This window comes from Bacteroides sp. AF32-8BH (assembly GCF_003435205.1).
Taxonomy (GTDB): domain Bacteria; phylum Bacteroidota; class Bacteroidia; order Bacteroidales; family Bacteroidaceae; genus Bacteroides; species Bacteroides ovatus.
Genome location: NZ_QVLZ01000029.1, coordinates 50,276 through 70,026 on the forward strand (window position 1 = coordinate 50,276; position 19,751 = coordinate 70,026).

The window sequence follows — 19,751 nt, forward strand, 5'->3', positions numbered from 1 at the left end:
TGTAACAAAATATTAAAGTAACTTTGCTTGGATAAACAATCAATATTGTAATACTATACAAATTTTGCTGCATGGAACAGACTTTGGTAAATGGGATAGCTGATAACTTATTGCATAATATCTTTAATGACTTGTCTGTAGGCTTGGAATTGTATGATAAGGACGGTCTCATGATAGATGTCAATTATTCACGGTTGAGATCAATGGGGATAAAAGACAAAAAGGATATTTTGGGCTATAATCTATTCAACTACACCAGTTTCTCTGATGAAATCAAGGAACAGATCAGAAAAGGAGAAACAGTGCGTTTCATGGCAAAATATGATTTTGATGACTTGTGCCGTCTTTTTCCTACTAATCTGTCCGGTATAAAATTCTTCGAGATTACCGTTTCTTTTGTACATAATGATAAGTCTGAAATTACCAATTATATGGTGATAACTCAAGATATCACCGAACGTGTTTTGTGGCAAAACAAATATGACAATCTTTACGAAGAGGTTGTGCGTTCGAAAAAAGAACTTCTTGAGAGCGAACAAAGAATGATCCATTTGATTCGTCAGAATGAATTGGTATTGAACAATATTAATTCGGGATTGGCATATATTGCGAACGACTATATCGTACAATGGGAGAATATCTCGCTTTGTAGTAAAAGCCTTTCTTATGAGGCTTACAAAAAAGGAGAACCTTGCTATCTGACAGCCCATAATCGCACCACTCCTTGTGAGAATTGTGTGATGCAACGTGCCCGGAAATCCGGTCAGGTAGAGTCTATCTTGTTTAATCTGGATAACAAGCATGTCATAGAAGTCTTTGCTACTCCCATATTTAATGAACAGGGAGATGTTGACGGTGTCGTGATTCGTGTAGATGATGTTACCGAGCGGCAGCACATGATTGGTGAACTTGAAAAGGCAAGGAGCCGCGCTGAACAATCCGATAAGTTGAAATCCGCCTTTCTGGCAAATATGAGCCATGAAATCCGTACACCGTTAAATGCTATCGTTGGTTTTTCCGACTTATTGATGGTGACGGAAGATCAAGAAGAAAAAGAAGAATTTATTCAGATTATCAATGCCAACAATGAGTTGCTTTTGAAGCTGATTAACGACATACTGGATCTTTCGAAAATAGAAGCCGGCTCGGTAGAACTGAAATACGAAGATTTTGATTTGGCTGTTTATTTCAACGAATTAGCTGCTTCGATGCATCGTCGTGTAGTAAATCCGCAGGTTCGGTTAGTTCCCGTGAATCCTTATGAAACTTGTACCGTTCGTTTGGATAAAAACCGGTTAGCGCAGATTCTCACTAACTTTGTAACTAATGCTATCAAATATACCTCCAAAGGAACTATTGAAATGGGGTATGAGAAGATAGACGAAAATATTCGTCTTTACGTTCGCGATACAGGTATCGGCATACCGGCGGATAAAAAAGACAAGGTGTTTCATCGTTTTGAAAAATTGGATGAATTTGCGCAGGGAACCGGATTGGGATTGTCCATTTGTAAAGCCATTGTTGAGGCTTGCAGAGGAGAGATAGGCTTTGAGTCAGAATTTGATAAAGGGTCTTTATTTTGGGCGGTTTTGCCATGCCAGTTCGAATCGGTTAACAGCGAACCGACTTCTTCACGTCGGAACAATGAGAAGGATGCGAATAAAGAAAATATTCTTGACTCCGAAGAAACAAAAAAAGTACCTAAAAGAGTACTGGTCGTTGAAGATATACAAAGTAACTTCTTTTTGGTATCTTCTATCTTGAAAAACAAATGCCAGTTGTTACACGCACCGAATGGACTGGAGGCAGTTGAGATTGTCCGCACCCAACCGGTGGATTTGGTACTGATGGATATGAAGATGCCTGTTATGGACGGACGTACTGCAACCTCGGAGATCCGGAAGTTCAATGCTGAAATTCCAATTATCGCCCTGACTGCTCATGCCTTTGATGCTGACCGGGTAGCTGCGTTGAAAGCCGGTTGTGATGATTATCTGGTGAAGCCGATCAATGGCGCGAAGTTGATGCAGACTCTGAAAGAGTATGGTTGTTGAAAGGATGGGATTAGAAATGTGCTGATCTGAAAAAGGGTATATTCTATTCTTTCTGTTTTTAATATATCAGTCACTTGTTTGTGGTGAAGGAAAAAACGCTCTGCATTTTGGATGAAAGAATGTAGGATTGTTTGTTATCCTGGATAATTCCTGTCTAAAAATAAATAATTCCTCTGTATTGCTATCTATATGCTTACTGTTTGCCCGTATGTAGTTTGTTTTATCATTCTTTTTTGGTGCGTATATGATGATGAACTAGCCTATAAACAGGCTTTTCCGAGGGCTTTTATAACTTGGTCGGTGAGTATGGAAGGCTTTCTCGGTGAGGAAGGATGTGTTCCTCACCGAGGAATGGCTTATTGCTCACCGAGGAAAATCATTTATTTCTTTAAAGAAAACGCATATCATCTGAAAATATATGCTGTATTGTGGTAGTAATATGCATATATATGTGATAATATGGATGCTTTTAATTCCGGATTACCATCTTCAATAGTTTTGTTTTCTTTCTTAATCTGAAAAATAGAACATTTCTCTTGTTTGTTTGGAGGAATTGAAAGGGAGACGGCTTACTATAAAAGGCTATAAATCCGTAAAGTTTGGGATTGTTTTTTATGTTTATGGATTTAAATAGTTATCTTTGTACAAGAAAGGAGGTATATAATGACTGCTACAAAGAAAATAAAAACTCGGGAAGAACTTAGAGTTGAGGTAGTGAAGAAAATTACAGCTAATAAAAGGAATGCCCAATCTTTTCTAAAAAAAGCTGGAATAGTCTCTAAATCAGGTGAACTTACCAAAATTTATAGATGAAAGAAACATTATACTCACGTCGTTCTAATCTTGTTGTTGGCTTTCATGGTTGTGATCAATCAATTAAAGAACAAGTGTTTGAACATCTGGCGAGATTGGCAGCAGTTGCCGATCTTTCGGAAGAAAATCGTATCGCTTATGATAAGGCATTAGATCGATATAGAGTCAATCAAATCGTAGAGGAGGATGAACGGCGCAAAAACGAAGAGATGCGGAGAAAAGCGGCTGAAGAAGGGATGAAAGAAGGGCTAAAGGAAGGGATAAGAGAAGGAATAAAGGAAGGAATGGAGAAAGGGATGGAGAAAGGAGAGCAAAAGAAGCAAATTGAAATTGCTCGAAAGATGAGGGAGGACGGAATATCCATTGATACAATTATCAAATACACGGGTCTTCAATCTTCTGATATAGAAAACCTATAATATATCTTCGTAGGAAAATTGTTGTAGTTATATTAGGATAAAATATAAAAGAGGCGGGAATATTCAGGAATGAATACTTCCGCTTTCTTTTTTTGATTCGTAAGATGTCCAACAATGTCTATGATGTTTAGATATATCGATGAAATGGACGATTTTAGACAAATTTGGAAGAATCGTAGCTAAAATAGAACATTCTTTGCCTTTAATATAGCCTACATTTGTGATCGTGATTGTCAAAAGGGACAGCACAATTATTAAATAAAGCTAATCTTAATTATTAAATTTATGAGAAACAAATTCCTATTTCTTTGTCTCTTCCTTTTTGGAACGTTGACAGCTTGTAAAGACACAAAATGGGTAGACGTTCCAACTGGTACTCCTCCTGAAGGTGCAATCACAGGAAAACCTGGTGAACCGGAAGAACCGGATGATCCTACTGTAAAATCATTCATTAATTGCTCTTACATTCGGGGGGATTTTTTTGAAATAAACCGTATTTCGGCAGCCAGTATGGGTGCTTGTACGGATTTGATTTATTTGGCAGCGCGTCCTTATGCAAATGGTGAGGTAGCTTTTGAATTGCCGTTGAATGATGCGACGATGACAAACGTATCTCATACAGGCACTTTTCAAGGTCGTAATGGAGTGGTTAAATTTGAAGGAACAAGTTTTATGAATGGCGGTGATGGATTACTTCACTCTGCTGATGGGGCCTTTAATAAATTCACCTTTGGTACCTATATATATATAAGTGAATGGGTGGACGGAGCTTTTCTCTTTAAGAAAATGGATGGAAACTCCACGATCATTGCTTTTCAAATGGGTGCGACAGCTAATAGTTTGAAACTGTCTATTGGAAGTTCGGTTGCAACCGTTACCACTCCTGATCTGGCAACAGGCTGGCACTATATTGGGCTGACTTATGAACAGGGAACGGCGAAACTTTATGTGGATACAAACAATACTGCAATAAGTTTTGTAGGTGCTCTCCCTAATGAAGTACCTAATACACGTACTGATTTTTTGATTGGAGATAAATTTAAAGGTTATTTAGATGAAACTTTTGTAAGCAGTCTGGTAGTAGGTACATCAGGTAGAAATCCTATCACCTTTGACAATTGGAATAATTCCAAAATACTTGCTTACTGGAAATACGATGATGCCACGAAACCTGGCAAGGATTCACATTCCTGGCTGGGGCGTTTGAATAATATACGTACCGCTTTACAGGGACAACAGGGAGATAGAAGATTGCGCTTGGGCATTGCCGGTGGAGAATGGAAAAAGATGATGGCTGATGCCACTGCTCGCACAAGATTTGCTTCCGAGGTGAAGAAGATTATCGAACAATATGATTTTGATGGAGTTGATTTTGATTTTGAATGGCCTACAAATACGAATGAATTTAATAATTATAGTGCAACAGTTATCCAAATGCGTTCTACATTAGGAAAGTATGTTTACTTCACTGCGTCTTTGCATCCGGTTTCTTTTAAAATATCTCCGGAAGCTATTGATGCACTGGATTTTATCTCTTATCAATGTTATGGCCCTGCAGTGATGCGTTTTCCTTATGAGCAATTTGTAAAAGATGGAGAAATGGCTATAACATATGGAATTCCTAAGAATAAACTAGTGATGGGAGTCCCTTTCTATGGTTCTACGGGTAGTCTGATTGCTGCCTATTATGATTTCGTGAATGACGGTCTGGCTACTACGATTGAGGATACATATACATATAAAGGAAATACATATACTTTCAACAGTGTAGAAACGATTCGCAAGAAAGCGAGATATGTGTGTGAAGAAGGCTTTGCAGGTATTATGAGTTGGGATTTGGCAACGGATATTGACGTAACCAATAATAAGTCTTTGTTGAAGGCCATAAAAGAAGAGTTTGAATATTATGCGAATCCGACGGAATAAAAGAGAATCTAAATTGATCAAATACAATATTATGGAAAAAAAGAAGTTCATGCGAGTACAGAAATTTTTGATTCTGTTTCTGATACTCCTGCTATCCTTTCCTTTGAGTGCGTTGGCACAGCAACAAATGATAAAAGGACAAGTGGTAGATGATAAAGGTGAAACCATTATCGGCGCCACAGTGATGGTGAAAGGTTCTAAAGATGGGACGCTGACTGACATTGACGGTAACTTTTCCGTGAAAGGGAAAGTAGGTAACACATTGGTTATTTCTTATGTCGGTTTTACTCCCCTTGAAATAAAGGTGACAAAAGCAGAAGGCAACCGATTTACGTTAAAAGAGGATACAAAAGTCTTGGATGAAGTGGTAGTAGTAGGTATGGATAAACAGAAACGAAGCACCATTACGGCGGCGGTGGCTACTGTAGGTTCCGATGCTATTGTCAACCGTCCGGTTACTGACCTCACGAGTGCCCTTCAGGGTAATGTAGCCGGTTTAAACTTCTCTTCTGATGCGGTTGCTAATGGGGTAGGCGGTGAGACCGGTGCCGAAATTAAATTCAATATTCGTGGTATCGGTTCTATCAATGGAGGCGAACCTTATGTATTGGTAGACGGAGTGGAGCAAAGTTTGCAGAATGTGAATCCTGCCGACATTGAAACCATCAGTGTTTTGAAAGATGCTTCTGCTGCTGCCGTTTATGGTGCACGTGCCGCCTATGGTGTGGTTATCGTCACTACCAAAAGTGGTAAAAAGGAAAAAACACGTATATCATACAGTGGTACTGTAGGATTCAGTTCTCCTATTAATATGCCCCAAATGATGAATTCTATTGAATTTGCCAATTATCTGAACGAACGAGATGATAACGATGGAGTAAAACACTCGATTCCTGATGCGCTCATCGAAAAGATGCAGGGCTTTATGGAGAATCCTTATTCGGAAAAGTTCCCGGGCATAGGACCTAATGCGGACGGTACCGGTTGGGCAGGTTCTAAAGATGCTGTGTATGCCAATACCGACTGGTATGATTACTACTTTAAAAAAGCTTCCATCCGTCATTCTCATAATCTGAGCGTAACGGGAGGTTCTGATAAATTTAATTATTACGTAGGTTTGGGATATATTTACCAGGAAGGATTACTGGATCAAGTGGACGATAACTTGAGTAAGTACAATGTAAACTCGAAGTTTCAGATCCGAGCCAATAAATGGTTGAAGTTTAATTTCAATAATAACCTTTCGCTGAATATACTGAAGCGTCCGATGGCTAACCAGACCATTTTTTATGGAACTATCGGAAGCAGCTTTCCGAATTCTCCTACCCATCTTCCTGTAAAGTCGGAATATAATGACAATTCCGAATACCGTTATCTGAAACAATCGCATTATGTGCAGAACAGAATTTCTGATGCGATGTCGTTTGCCACTACGATTACTCCGCTGGAAGGTTGGGATATTGTAGGTGAAATGAAAGTACGCTTCGATGTGGAAAACAATGACTTCAAACGCGGATATCCCACTGCTGAAAAGCCTGACGGAACGTTGGATATAAGTAAGGGAACCAAGCAGGGGTATCAATATCCGGGCATGAACTGGAAAAACTCTAATTGGGGCTCTTATACACGCGGTAATACTTTCAACTACTACCTGTCTCCAAACGTATCGTCATCCTACACACATGCTTGGGGCGACCACTTCTTTAAGGCGATGGCGGGTTTCCAGATGGAACTGCAAGAAAATTCGAATGGTTATACTTATAAAGACGGATTGCTGACTAGTGATATATTCTCTTTTGTGAATGCTAACGGGCAAGTATTGGCAGGTGAAGACCGGACGCATTGGGCTACAATGGGTATGTACGCTAAACTGAATTGGAATTACAAGGAGATTTATTTTCTGGAATTCAGTGGACGTTATGACGGTTCTTCCCGTTTTGCTCCGGGAAATCGCTGGGGATTGTTCCCTTCTTTCTCAGCCGGTTATGACATTTCTCGTACCGACTATTTCAAAGCTTTGAATCTGCCGGTTTCTCAGTTGAAAGTACGTGTTTCTTACGGTCGCTTGGGTAATCAGAACGGAGCGGGACTCTACGATTACCTTGGGATTCAGAGTTTGACCTCCGATTCACCCAATGCTTGGCTGTTGCCCGGTGTGCAAGCTACTCCTCAAAAAGGAACTTTAGCCACTACGCCTAAGATGATCAGTTCGTATATTACGTGGGAGAAGGTGGATAATGCCAACTTAGGTATCGACTTGATGTTGTTGGATAACCGACTGTCTATTACTGCCGATATTTATCAGCGTACCACGCGCGACATGATTGGACCTGCTGAAGCTATTCCGAATCTCGGAGGTATTAGTACGGATGACCGTGCGAAGGTCAATAACGCTACTTTACGTAATCGTGGTTGGGAATTGTCTGTAAACTGGCAGGACCAGTTGAAATGTGGTTTTAGCTATGGCATAGGATTCAATGTATTCAATTACAAAGCTGTTGTCACCAAATATAATAATCCGGAGGGGTTGATATACAACAATCATACCGGTTTGGCAACTAATAAAGGATATTATGAAGGAATGGACGTTGGTGAGATTTGGGGATATGAAGCGAATGATCTCTTTTTGTCCAATCGTGAAGTGGATGCATACCTCAGACAAGTAGATCTTAGTTTCTTTAAGTCCGGTGACAAGTGGCAACGAGGCGACTTGAAATACATTGATTCCGACGGTGACGGTAAAGTGGGTCCGGGTAAGGGCACATTGGCCGACCATGGTGATTTGAAAATTATCGGTAATGCTACTCCCAAATACAGTTTCGGTATCAATCTAAACGTAGGATATAAGGGATTTGAAATATCCACTTTGCTGCAAGGAGTTGCCAAGAGAGATTTCCCGATGGCCGCCAGTACTTACCTATTCGGTGGTAAAGAATGGTTCAAGGAGCATCTCGATTATTTCAGTCCCGAGAATCCCAATGGATATCTGCCTCGACTGACGACCGATGCCCAGACAACGAATGCCAATACGGGATACAATACTACCCGCTATATGCTGAATGCGGCATATATGCGTATGAAGAACTTGACAGTATCCTATACTTTTAAGCCTCAATTGTTGAAGAATATTGGACTAAGTAACCTGAAAGTATACTTTACATGCGATAACCTGTTTACCATCAGTAAACTGCCGAATCAGTTTGATCCGGAAACCCTTAATCAGGTGAACGCGTGGGCAGGCGGAAGTAACGCGGCTGCTCCGGGACTTACCTCGGCTCAAAATCAGAATGGTAACGGAAAGGTGTATCCGATGAACCGTAATTTCGTGTTTGGACTTGATTTTACATTTTAATTAAAGAGGAACGCTATCATGAAAAATAAAATAATTATCCTGACTGTTTTTGCAGGCTTACTGTTGTCGGCGTGTTCCGACTATTTGGACCGTAAACCCTATACGCAGCCTAACAATGAAGATTTCTTGAAAACCAGAGAGAATGTAGAGAGCTATATAAATAATTTGTATACTTCTCTACCGGCTCCGGCTCAATATGGTATTGGTGTCAGAGGAGAAGAGGTGAACAGTGACAATATCCTTTCGGAAAAGTATGATATGCGCCTGAATGGAGAGAATAATCAATTCAGTGGTTCTGACGATTGGAATAAAGGCTATAAAAACTTGCGTATGGTGAATTACTTTTTCCATTATTACGCAGTTTCCGAGGTGGACGAGACGGACGAAGTGCTTTCATTGAGAGGGGAAGCGTATTTCTTCCGTGCTTATTGGCACTTCTATCTGCTCACACGTTTTGGTAATATTCCCATTATGGATGACTTCTGGGATGGCAATGCTACGTTGGGCGGTTTGCAAATTCCGGCGACAAAACGTGCGGATGCAGCCCGTTTCATCCTGAACGATTTGAAAGCGGCTATTGGGTTGATACCGGAGGCTCGTGCTAATTTACATTCCCGCAGTAAATACAGTGGATTGCGTGTCAACAGAGAAACGGCCATGATTCTGGCTATGCGAGTTGCTTTGTACGAAGGTTCGTGGGAGAAGTATCACAAAGGAACTGATTTTGCAACGGAAGATAACTCTGAAGAGTTTTTTAAGGAAGTGATGAACTGGGGAGATCAATATTTGTTCCCGGTCGGACTGACTTTGCATATGACAGCAACCAATCCGAAAGCTACCAATATAGATGACGCTTTTTCGGAGCTATTCAATTCAAACGATCTTTCCAACATTAGCGAAGTGACTTTTTGGAAAAAATATTCAATAGCTGATGGCGTGTTCAATACCGTTACTCAACAGCTTAGCGGTGGAGTAACAGATAATGTGAAGCCTTCGGGACTATCCAAGTCTTTGGTGGATAACTTTCTGAATGTGGATGGTACGCCGGTTGACCCAACCGATGAAAAGTATAAGGACTTTAATGAGGTATTTAAAGATCGTGACGGAAGACTTTTGGCCATGGTGATGCATACCGGTTGTAAGTTCAAATCTAATAGCTTGATGAATGTGAGAGCGTATGACGAGACAGGTACCGAAGAAGAACAAAAGGAAAAGAATAAAGATATTTCATCTCCGCGCTTGAATGGGGATGGTATTTACAAGAACGTGACCGGGTTCCATACTCGCCTTGGCATTGATACGACCTATGTAACCGGCAATTGTGAAACGGCTCATGTCATGTTCCGCTATGCCGAAGGATTGCTTTGTTATGCTGAAGCTGCCGCCGAATTGGGGCTGTATAACGATGGCGTGGCAGAGAAAACATTGAAGCCATTGCGTCAAAGAGCCGGTGTGGCCTATGTTACTCCGGCGGCTGATCCTCACTTCCCTTTCCAAGGCCTGCCGCCGGCAGTGCAGGAGGTACGTCGGGAAAGACGCTCAGAGCTATCTCTGCAAGGTTTTCGTTTGGATGACTTGATGCGTTGGAGGGTAGCCGGAACGTTGAAAGGTGTGGAAGGACGCGGACGTGGAGCTTATCTGGGCAAAGACGGTGTGCTTTATCTGAGCTTTTCGCCTGCATTGCGGAAAGAAGGACTGAATCATGTACTGACAGATAATGAAGGATGGATGGATCCGTTGAAAGAGTACTTGCCTGAAGGCTACAAGTTTAATGAAGATCGTGATTACTTGTTACCCATACCACCGGATGAAATCCAGATGGACCATGAGCTGAATCAGAATCCGGGATGGCCGACTAAGTAAGGGAACTGAATAAAATTCATTTATGATAATTAGATAGATAAAGATATGAAGAACATATTATATAAAATATTTCCGATATGCTTGTTGACCATGGGGTTGACTGGGTGTGAGGAAGAAACGAAATACCGCCCTCTGCCGGAAATCGTGCCATTAACGATGAGCATCAATGACAACGCATTTGCGATGGGAGAACACTTGAAAGTGAATATTAATGTGGAACCGGATGCTGATGGCAAGGAGGTTGTAGCAAATGAAGATTTTGATATTTACTTTACGGCGAAAGCCGGAACGGAGGATGCTTCGAATGTATTCGAACAGTTCAATGGAATCGTTACTTTTCCGAAGGGGGAGAAACAGATTCAGGTGGATTTTCCGATAAAGGCATCCGGACTGACGGGTAGTACTGCTATAAACTTTACGGCTTTTGCCCGTGGTTATAAGATGGAAGGCTCCAGTCAGGTAATTAAGGTTTCCGATTATTATCGGATAATGGCATCATTGGAGAACAATGCGGAGAATGTAGTAATGGAAGGTGGTAAGTTTGTATTAGTTGCAAAGATTGAAAAACCAAGTTCCGTACCTCTTAATATGAAAATTACTCCGAAAGAAGGGGAAGGAGATAGGTATGAAAATTTACCTTCTACATTAACAATTCCTGCAGGAAGAACTTCGGCAAAAAGTGATGCTGTAACTATTAAACAGGATTTTGAAATGACAGGGGATTTGCAACTGGTATTGAATCTGGAGAGTGATTCTCCAGCGAATCCGATGATAAATTCTACTCTGACTATAACTATGACTGATTTGGAATCTATGGGAGATCCTAATCTGTTTGATATAACGAAGGTGTATGAATTCCCGGATAGGCCGTTTATGTCTGATAAAAATAAAACTGCAATTGAAAGTTGGTTTACGGGAGATAAAATAGCTATGAATAAGAATAGCGCTCATCCCACTTCAGCTTTGAAAGATAAAGATTGGGTATTATGCAATGCGATAGAGTTCCATTATATTAATAATAGTTTTAGTGGCGGAAATAATACCCCTAATGCTTTCGGACATCGTATTTCTTGGGCCTTTTCTGATATTAATGATGCACCGTCACAGAAAATACAAGCTGTGAATAATGCAAAATGTACAAATATAACCAATGAAGGTATTTTAAATATGTGGGTGGATAAAAATGTTCAGGGGACTGGTGCCATGACTGCTACCAAGGATTACGGTGTCGCCGCATTGCAATGTTCTAAATTTGGTGGTATTTTTGCCCCACAACATACTCGGTTCTTTCCTGGTATGAGAATTGAAGTGAAGGCGCGTTTGAGAGGAATACGGACTGGTTTTGTTCCGACAATCGGACTTAAAAATCAGAAAAATTCCCTTCCGAACACGAAAGATGAGATCGATATTCTCAAGAACACTCAAGGTTCTGTAATTACTCAGGCTGTAACTGTTGATAATGAGATAGGTTCAAAGAGTGTAGCAATACCTCAAGCGAATGAATGGAATATATATTGGGTGGAACTTGTGGATGAAAATATAATCAATTTAGGAATTAATGGAGCAACCAATCTGACTGTGAATCGTACACAATCTCCTGACAGGTGGCCATTCGACAAGGCTGGAACTCCTGCTACTGCTAATCCTGATCCTGCTACTGCTGCTGGTGGCAGTGCCGGTCTCTACTTCTTTATGAGATTGGCTGAAAGCTCGGAACGGGCTGCTGGTAAAGCGCCTGAAGGTTGGGATAATGTACTGAAAAGTATTGCCAATTGTGAAACGGATGATAATACGCCTCGAATGGAAATTGATTGGATTCGTATCTATACAAATAAGAATTATGTACAGACTGATGCTGAAAAAGTCTGGGCTAATCAATTATTTTATTAATGCTATCTCTTTCAATTAGCTTTCAATAGTGTGAAATGAATTTTATGCCGGAAGCTATCGTTAGAAGGCGATATGCTTCCGGCTATTTATTAGTCAATTATGCAGAAATGGAGATTATTGGAAATTAAATGGTAATTTGTGGAAGTTAAATAGATGGCTGTCCTCTATCTTTGCTGACACAATCTTATACAAATTAGTATTTATGGAAAAACTGCAACCAAACTTATTCTTTCCTTTAGCAGGAGTAGCAGCTGTAGCTTCCTTTGCTTCCTGTTCAAACAAGCAAAAGCCTGTGGAACAGAAACCTTTGAATATCGTCTACATTATGACAGACGATCACACAGCTCAAATGATGAGCTGTTATGACACACGCTACATGGAAACACCCAATCTCGACCGTATTGCTGCTGATGGTGTACGCTTTACTCAAAGTTTTGTAGCCAATTCATTAAGCGGTCCTAGTCGTGCCTGCATGATAACAGGTAAACATAGTTGTGCTAATAAATTCTATGATAATACCACTTGCGTTTTCGACAGTTCTCAACAAACTTTTCCGAAGCTGTTGCAGAAAATCGGTTATCAGACAGCACTGGTAGGTAAATGGCATCTTGAAAGTTTGCCTTCCGGTTTTGATTACTGGCAGATTGTCCCCGGACAAGGCGACTACTACAATCCGGATTTCATCACACAGAACAATGACACTATCCAAAAACATGGATATATCACGAACCTTATCACTGACGATGCCATTGACTGGATAGAAAACAAACGCAATCCGGAGAAACCTTTCTGTCTTTTGATTCACCATAAGGCTATTCACCGTAATTGGTTGGCAGATACTTGCAACCTGGCTTTGTACGAAGATAAAACCTTCCCGCTACCGGACAATTTCTTTGACAATTACGAAGGACGCCCTGCCGCTGCCGCACAAGAGATGAGTATTATGAAAGACATGGACATGATTTATGATCTCAAAATGCTTCGTCCCGACAAAAATACCCGTCTGAAATCCTTATATGAGAAATATATCGGTCGTATGGATGAAGCACAACGTGCTGCATGGGACAAATTCTACATCCCAATAATAGACGACTTCTATAAACAGAACCTGCAAGGCAAGGAACTAGCCAACTGGAAATTTCAGCGTTATATGCGCGATTATATGAAGACGGTGAAGTCGCTGGACGACAATGTTGGTCGTGTACTCGACTACCTGAAAGAGAAAGGATTACTGGATAACACACTTGTTGTCTATACTTCCGACCAAGGATTCTACATGGGCGAACACGGTTGGTTCGACAAACGTTTCATGTACGAAGAATCCATGCGTACACCACTCATCATGCGTCTGCCGAAAGGATTCGACCGTAGGGGCGACATCACCGAAATGGTTCAGAACATCGATTATGCACCTACCTTCCTCGAATTGGCAGGAGCAGAGATTCCTTCAGACATACAAGGTGTATCCCTCGTCCCCTTGCTGAAAGGCGAACATCCGAAAGATTGGCGGAAGGCTCTCTACTATCATTTCTACGAATATCCCGCTGAACACATGGTGAAACGTCATTATGGTGTACGTACGGAACGCTATAAACTGGTTCATTTCTATAATGACATTAACTGGTGGGAACTCTACGACCTGCAGGCAGACCCGTCGGAAATGCACAACCTCTACGGACAACCTGAATATGAACCGGTAGTGAAAGAACTAAAAGAAGAAATGCTGAAACTTCAGGAGCAATACAATGATCCTGTCCGCTTCTCACCGGAGAGAGACAAGGAATAATACCAATGTACATACGCCATGAAAAAATACATCTTAATCATTCTCATACTGCTTTCGCCACTGACAGCGTTTTTGCAGGCTGATAACTTAACATCCCCTTTAATTTCAATAGTACCACGCCCGACACAGATTGTGCCGGGCCGTGGCAACTTCACCTTTTCAGCCCAAACGGTGTTTGCGGTAGAAAGTCAGGAACAAGCCGTGATTGCTCGCAATTTTATTGACTTGTTTACTCGTGCTGCCGGAATAACTCCTGCTTTGAATGTCGGGCGTGAAGAGGGACAAGTCCGTTTTGTGACGGATTCTTCTTTAAAAAGTGAAGCCTACTTACTGGAGATTACGCCGGAACAGATACTCATTAAAGCTTCGGATACAAAAGGCTTTTTCTATGCCCTGCAATCTATCCGCCAACTTCTGCCGGCTGCCATAGAATCGGAACAACCGGTCCGGAATGTCGATTGGAGAGTTCCGGCAATGACGGTTCAGGATGAACCCCGTTTCGGTTTCCGCGGATTACTGTTGGATCCGGTACGTTGTTTTATCCCTAAAAAGAATGTACTGCGAATCATTGACTGTATGGCGATGCTGAAAATAAACAAACTTCATTTTCATCTGACAGACGATAACGGCTGGCGGATTGAAATAAAGAAATACCCCCGTTTGACGGAAATAGGAGCGTGGAGAGTAGACCGTACAGATGTGCCTTTCCACTCACGTCGCAACCCGGAACGGGGAGAACCTACTCCGATAGGCGGTTTCTACACGCAGGAGGACATCCGGGAAATTGTAGCTTATGCAGCCGACAGACAGATAGAAGTCATTCCCGAAATAGATGTACCGGCACACAGTAACTCTGCTCTGGCTGCTTATCCCCAGCTTGCCTGTCCGGTTGTGAAAGACTTTGTCGGTGTACTTCCCGGACTGGGAGGACGAAATTCCGAGATTATCTACTGTGCGGGAAATGATAGCGTATTTACATTCTTGCAAGATGTTTTTGACGAAATTCTAGAGCTTTTCCCTTCTCGCTATATTCATGTTGGTGGAGATGAGGCGCGAAAGACAAACTGGGAGAAATGCCCGCTTTGCCAAAAACGGATGAAAAAACAGCGTTTGGCCAATGAAGAAGATTTGCAGGGTTACTTCATGAAACGTATCAGTGATTATCTGCGTAAGAAAGGTCGTGAAGTGATTGGCTGGGATGAGTTGACAAACAGCTCTTTTCTTCCTGAAGAATCTATTATCCTAGGCTGGCAGGGAATGGGTACGGCTGCTCTGAAAGCTGCCGAAAAGGGACATCGTTTTATCATGACTCCGGCGCGTGTCTTATACTTGATTCGTTATCAGGGACCGCAATGGTTTGAACCGGTAACCTATTTTGGCAACAATACCCTGAAAGATGTTTTCGATTACGAACCTGTACAGAAGGATTGGAAACCGGAATATGAGTCTTTGTTAATGGGAGTACAGGCTTGTATGTGGACAGAGTTCTGTAATAAACCCGAAGATGTGGATTATCTTTTGTTTCCCCGCCTGGCCGCTTTAGCAGAAGTGGCATGGACGCCCGCAGGAACGAAGGACTGGTCTGGATTCTTGAAGCGGATGGACGCATACAACGCGCATATTGCGGAAAAAGGAATTGTCTATGCCCGTTCAATGTATAACATACAACAGACGGTGACATCAGTGGACGGACATTTGGAAGTGAATTTGGAATGTATCCGCCCGGATGTAGAGATTCATTATACACTGAACGGAAGTAATCCGGCAATGTCTTCTCATCGTTACGACGGACCTATCCGTGTGACGAAGACACAAATGGTGAAAGCCGCTACCTTTATGAACGGCAAGCAAATGGGAGAAACTTTAGAGTTGCAACTCACATGGAACAAAGCTACGGCAAAACCTTTGCTTGGCAATAAGAAGAACGAAATGTTATTAGTCAACGGATTGCGGGGAAGCCTGAAATATACTGATTTTGAATGGTGTAACTGGAATCAAAATGATTCTATATCTTTCACGATAGATTTGCAGGGGCGGGAGATTTTGAATAAATTTGCCATCGGTTGCATTACGAATTATGGAATGGGAGCACATAAACCGAAGATGATTCGCGTAGAAGTTTCCGATGACAATCGAACCTACCATACTATGGGAGAATTGAACTTCTCTCCGGAAGAAATCTATCTGGAAGGAACTTTTAGAAATGACTATTCGATAGATATGGGCGGAGTATCTGCCCGTTATGTCCGAGTGACGGCGGAAGGTGCGGGGATATGTCCCGACGAGCATGTCCGTCCCGGTCAGGAAGCGAGAGTCTATTTTGATGAAGTGATTATAGAATAGTAATCAAATAGTTAAAAACAGCAATTAAGTGCTCTTGCAGAATAATCTTATATTATTAGAGACGGATTACACGAATTTCACGGTTTTTAGAATGATGAGTATATAAAATAATAGCGTCAATCAGCTTAATCTGTGCCTAATTTATTATATAAACCAATTATGATGACATGCTTATGAATATTAGCTTAAAGAAACGAACTCTTTTAGTTCTATTGTCAGGACTGACTGCTACTTTCACTTTAGCGCAGCAACAACCGTTGCCCGAATGGCAAAGCCAGTATGCGGTGGGACTGAACAAACTCGCTCCTCACACATACGTATGGCCTTATGCCAACGCTTCCGACATTGAAAAGCCGGGAGGGTATGAACAGTCTCCTTTTTATATGAGTCTCAATGGAAAGTGGAAATTCCATTGGGTGAAGAATCCCGATAATCGTCCGAAGGACTTTTACCAACCTTCTTATTATACAGGAGGATGGGCGGATATCAATGTGCCCGGTAACTGGGAACGCCAGGGGTATGGCACGGCTATCTATGTCAACGAAACGTATGAGTTTGATGATAAAATGTTCAACTTCAAGAAGAATCCGCCGCTGGTGCCTTATGCGGAGAATGAAGTCGGCTCCTACCGACGTACCTTCAAAGTGCCTGCCGACTGGAAAGGACGCAGGGTAGTACTGTGTTGTGAAGGAGTCATTTCTTTCTATTATGTATGGGTGAATGGAAAATTACTTGGATATAATCAGGGATCAAAGACGGCTGCCGAATGGGATATTACAGATGTCCTCAATGAAGGCGAAAATGTGGTTGCTTTGGAAGTGTATCGCTGGAGTTCGGGTGCTTATCTGGAATGTCAGGATATGTGGCGTTTGAGTGGTATCGAACGTGACGTGTATCTTTACAGTACTCCCAAACAGTACATTGCGGATTATAAACTGAATGCTTCTTTAGAAAAAGAGAAATACAAAGATGGTATTTTCGGACTTGAAGTGACCGTAGAGGGACATTCTGCTATATCTGGAGCTACTTCTATTGCTTATACCCTGAAAGACGCCAATGGTAAAGCTGTCCTGCAGGATGCTATCCGGATAAAATCCCGCGGATTGAGCAATTTTATCACGTTTGATGAAAAGAATATTCCCGATGTAAAGGCTTGGAGTGCAGAGCATCCTCATCTTTACACATTAATACTCGAACTGAAGGATGAACAAGGCAAGGTAACCGAACTGACTGGTTGTGAAGTCGGTTTCCGTACCTCGGAAATCAAAGACGGACGTTTCTGCATCAACGGCGTTCCGGTATTGGTGAAGGGAACCAACCGACACGAGCATTCTCAACTGGGACGTACCGTGAGCAAGGAGCTGATGGAACTGGACATCAAACTGATGAAGCAGCACAACATCAACATGGTGCGTAACTCGCATTATCCTACGCATCCTTACTGGTATCAACTTTGCGACCGTTACGGTTTGTACATGATTGATGAGGCAAACATCGAATCTCACGGAATGGGATATGGTCCTGCTTCCCTAGCCAAGGATAGTACCTGGCTGACTGCGCACATGGATCGTACTCACCGGATGTATGAACGTTCTAAGAATCACCCGGCTATCGTTATCTGGTCATTGGGAAATGAAGCAGGAAACGGAATTAACTTCGAACGTACTTATGACTGGCTGAAATCGGTAGAGAAAACTCGCCCTGTACAGTATGAACGTGCCGAATTGAACTATAATACGGATATTTACTGTCGTATGTACCGCAGTGTAGACGATATCAAAGCATACGTAAAAGAGAAAGACATCTACCGCCCTTTCATTCTTTGTGAATATCTTCATGCGATGGGCAACAGTTGCGGCGGACTGAAAGAATACTGGGACGTATTTGAAAACAATCCGATGGCACAAGGTGGCTGCGTTTGGGACTGGGTGGATCAGTCATTCCGCGAAATAGACAAGAACGGTAAATGGTACTGGACGTATGGCGGTGATTACGGACCGGAAGGAATTCCAAGTTTCGGAAACTTCTGCTGTAACGGTTTGGTGGGCGCCAACCGTGAACCGCACCCGCATTTGCTCGAAGTAAAGAAAGTATATCAGAACATAAAAGTAACGCTGGCGAATCAGAAGAATCTGACTATCCGTGTCAAGAACTGGTATGATTTCTCTAACTTGAATGAGTATGTACTGAACTGGAATGTGACGGCAGATAATGGCAAGATTTTGGCGGAAGGTACAAAAACGGTTGATTGTGCACCGCACGCTACTGTTGATGTTACTTTGGGTGCTGTAAAACTTCCGAATACAGTCCGTGAGGCTTATTTGAATATCAGCTGGACCCGTCGTGAAGCTTCTTCAATGATAGATAAGGATTGGGAGGTGGCATACGACCAGTTTGTATTTGCCGGTAATAAGAACTACACAGGCTACCGTCCGCACAAAGCAGGTGAAACGACTTTCACCGTTGATAAGCAAACTGGCGCACTGACTTCATTGAACCTGAACGGCAAAGAATTATTGGCTACTCCGCTGACATTGAGCCTTTACCGCCCGGTAACGGATAATGACAACCGGGATAAGAACGGCGCACGCTTGTGGCGTGATGCGGGATTGGATTGTCTGACCCAGAAAGTAGTGTCATTGAAGGAAAGTAAGACTTCGACCACTGCCCGTGTAGAAATCCTAAATGCAAAAACGCAAAGGGTAGGAATTGCTGACTTTGTTTATTCACTGGATAGAAACGGTGCACTGAAAGTACATACAACTTTCCAACCCGACACGACCATTGTGAAATCAATGGCACGCCTAGGATTGACGTTCCGTGTGTCGAACGCCTACGATCAGGTTTCTTACTTGGGACGTGGAGATAATGAAACCTATATTGACCGCAATCAGTCCGGTAAAATCGGTGTATATCAGACCACACCGGAACGGATGTTCCACTATTATGTTGCTCCGCAATCTACAGGCAACCGCACCGATGTACGTTGGGTGAAGTTGGGAGATACTTCCGGCGAAGGTATCTTTGTTGAGTCGGATCGTGCTTTCCAGTTTAGTATCATTCCTTTTTCGGATGTATTATTAGAGAAGGCCCGCCATATCAATGAACTGGAACGCGATGGATTGCTGACAGTGCATCTGGATGCTGAACAGGCAGGTGTGGGAACGGCTACTTGTGGTCCCGGAGTATTACCGCAATACTTGGTTCCATTAAAGAAACAGAGTTTTGAATTTACCCTTTATCCGGTGAAATAGATACTAAATCAATAGGTTATTTAGATTATATATAAAGGTGGGGGTTACACT

Annotated in this window: 9 protein-coding genes; all 9 read left to right on the plus strand. The window is 42.0% G+C overall.

Going from position 1 to position 19,751, the window contains the following annotated elements; genetic code table 11:
- Positions 1 to 71: 71 nt before the first annotated feature.
- The 9 genes from DWZ47_RS19785 (at position 72) to DWZ47_RS19830 (ending at position 19,700) form a co-directional block, all read left to right on the plus strand.
- Positions 72 to 2,054 (plus strand): response regulator, encoded by a 1,983-nt coding sequence (locus tag DWZ47_RS19785; protein WP_117514361.1) that lies wholly within the window; start codon positions 72 to 74, stop codon positions 2,052 to 2,054.
- A gap of 809 nt (positions 2,055 to 2,863) precedes the next feature.
- Positions 2,864 to 3,286, plus strand: a complete 423-nt coding sequence (locus tag DWZ47_RS19795; protein WP_008648815.1) for a hypothetical protein — start codon at positions 2,864 to 2,866, stop codon at positions 3,284 to 3,286.
- Between the two features lie 285 nt (positions 3,287 to 3,571).
- Positions 3,572 to 5,212, plus strand: coding sequence for a glycosyl hydrolase family 18 protein (locus DWZ47_RS19800; RefSeq protein ID WP_004304365.1), 1,641 nt, complete (start codon positions 3,572 to 3,574; stop codon positions 5,210 to 5,212).
- Between the two features lie 31 nt (positions 5,213 to 5,243).
- Positions 5,244 to 8,564 carry a SusC/RagA family TonB-linked outer membrane protein gene (locus DWZ47_RS19805; protein ID WP_061447844.1) on the plus strand — a complete coding sequence of 1,107 codons (3,321 nt, stop codon included), beginning with the start codon at positions 5,244 to 5,246 and terminating at the stop codon, positions 8,562 to 8,564.
- Positions 8,565 to 8,582: 18 nt separating this feature from the next.
- On the plus strand, positions 8,583 to 10,427 hold the full coding sequence (locus DWZ47_RS19810; protein WP_004311431.1) for a RagB/SusD family nutrient uptake outer membrane protein: 1,845 nt from the start codon (positions 8,583 to 8,585) through the stop codon (positions 10,425 to 10,427).
- 45 nt (positions 10,428 to 10,472) lie between these two features.
- Positions 10,473 to 12,317, plus strand: coding sequence for a DUF5006 domain-containing protein (locus DWZ47_RS19815; protein ID WP_004304362.1), 1,845 nt, complete (start codon positions 10,473 to 10,475; stop codon positions 12,315 to 12,317).
- A 202-nt stretch (positions 12,318 to 12,519) separates the two neighbouring features.
- Positions 12,520 to 14,103 carry a sulfatase gene (locus tag DWZ47_RS19820; RefSeq protein ID WP_117514363.1) on the plus strand — a complete coding sequence of 528 codons (1,584 nt, stop codon included), beginning with the start codon at positions 12,520 to 12,522 and terminating at the stop codon, positions 14,101 to 14,103.
- 18 nt (positions 14,104 to 14,121) lie between these two features.
- A complete protein-coding gene (locus tag DWZ47_RS19825) occupies positions 14,122 to 16,446 on the plus strand; it encodes a glycoside hydrolase family 20 protein (RefSeq protein WP_042994254.1) in 2,325 nt (774 codons plus the stop codon).
- A 167-nt stretch (positions 16,447 to 16,613) separates the two neighbouring features.
- The gene (locus DWZ47_RS19830) at positions 16,614 to 19,700 is read left to right on the plus strand and encodes a glycoside hydrolase family 2 TIM barrel-domain containing protein (protein ID WP_182281604.1); all 3,087 of its coding nucleotides are present in this window, start codon (positions 16,614 to 16,616) and stop codon (positions 19,698 to 19,700) included.
- The last annotated feature ends 51 nt before the right edge of the window (positions 19,701 to 19,751 follow it).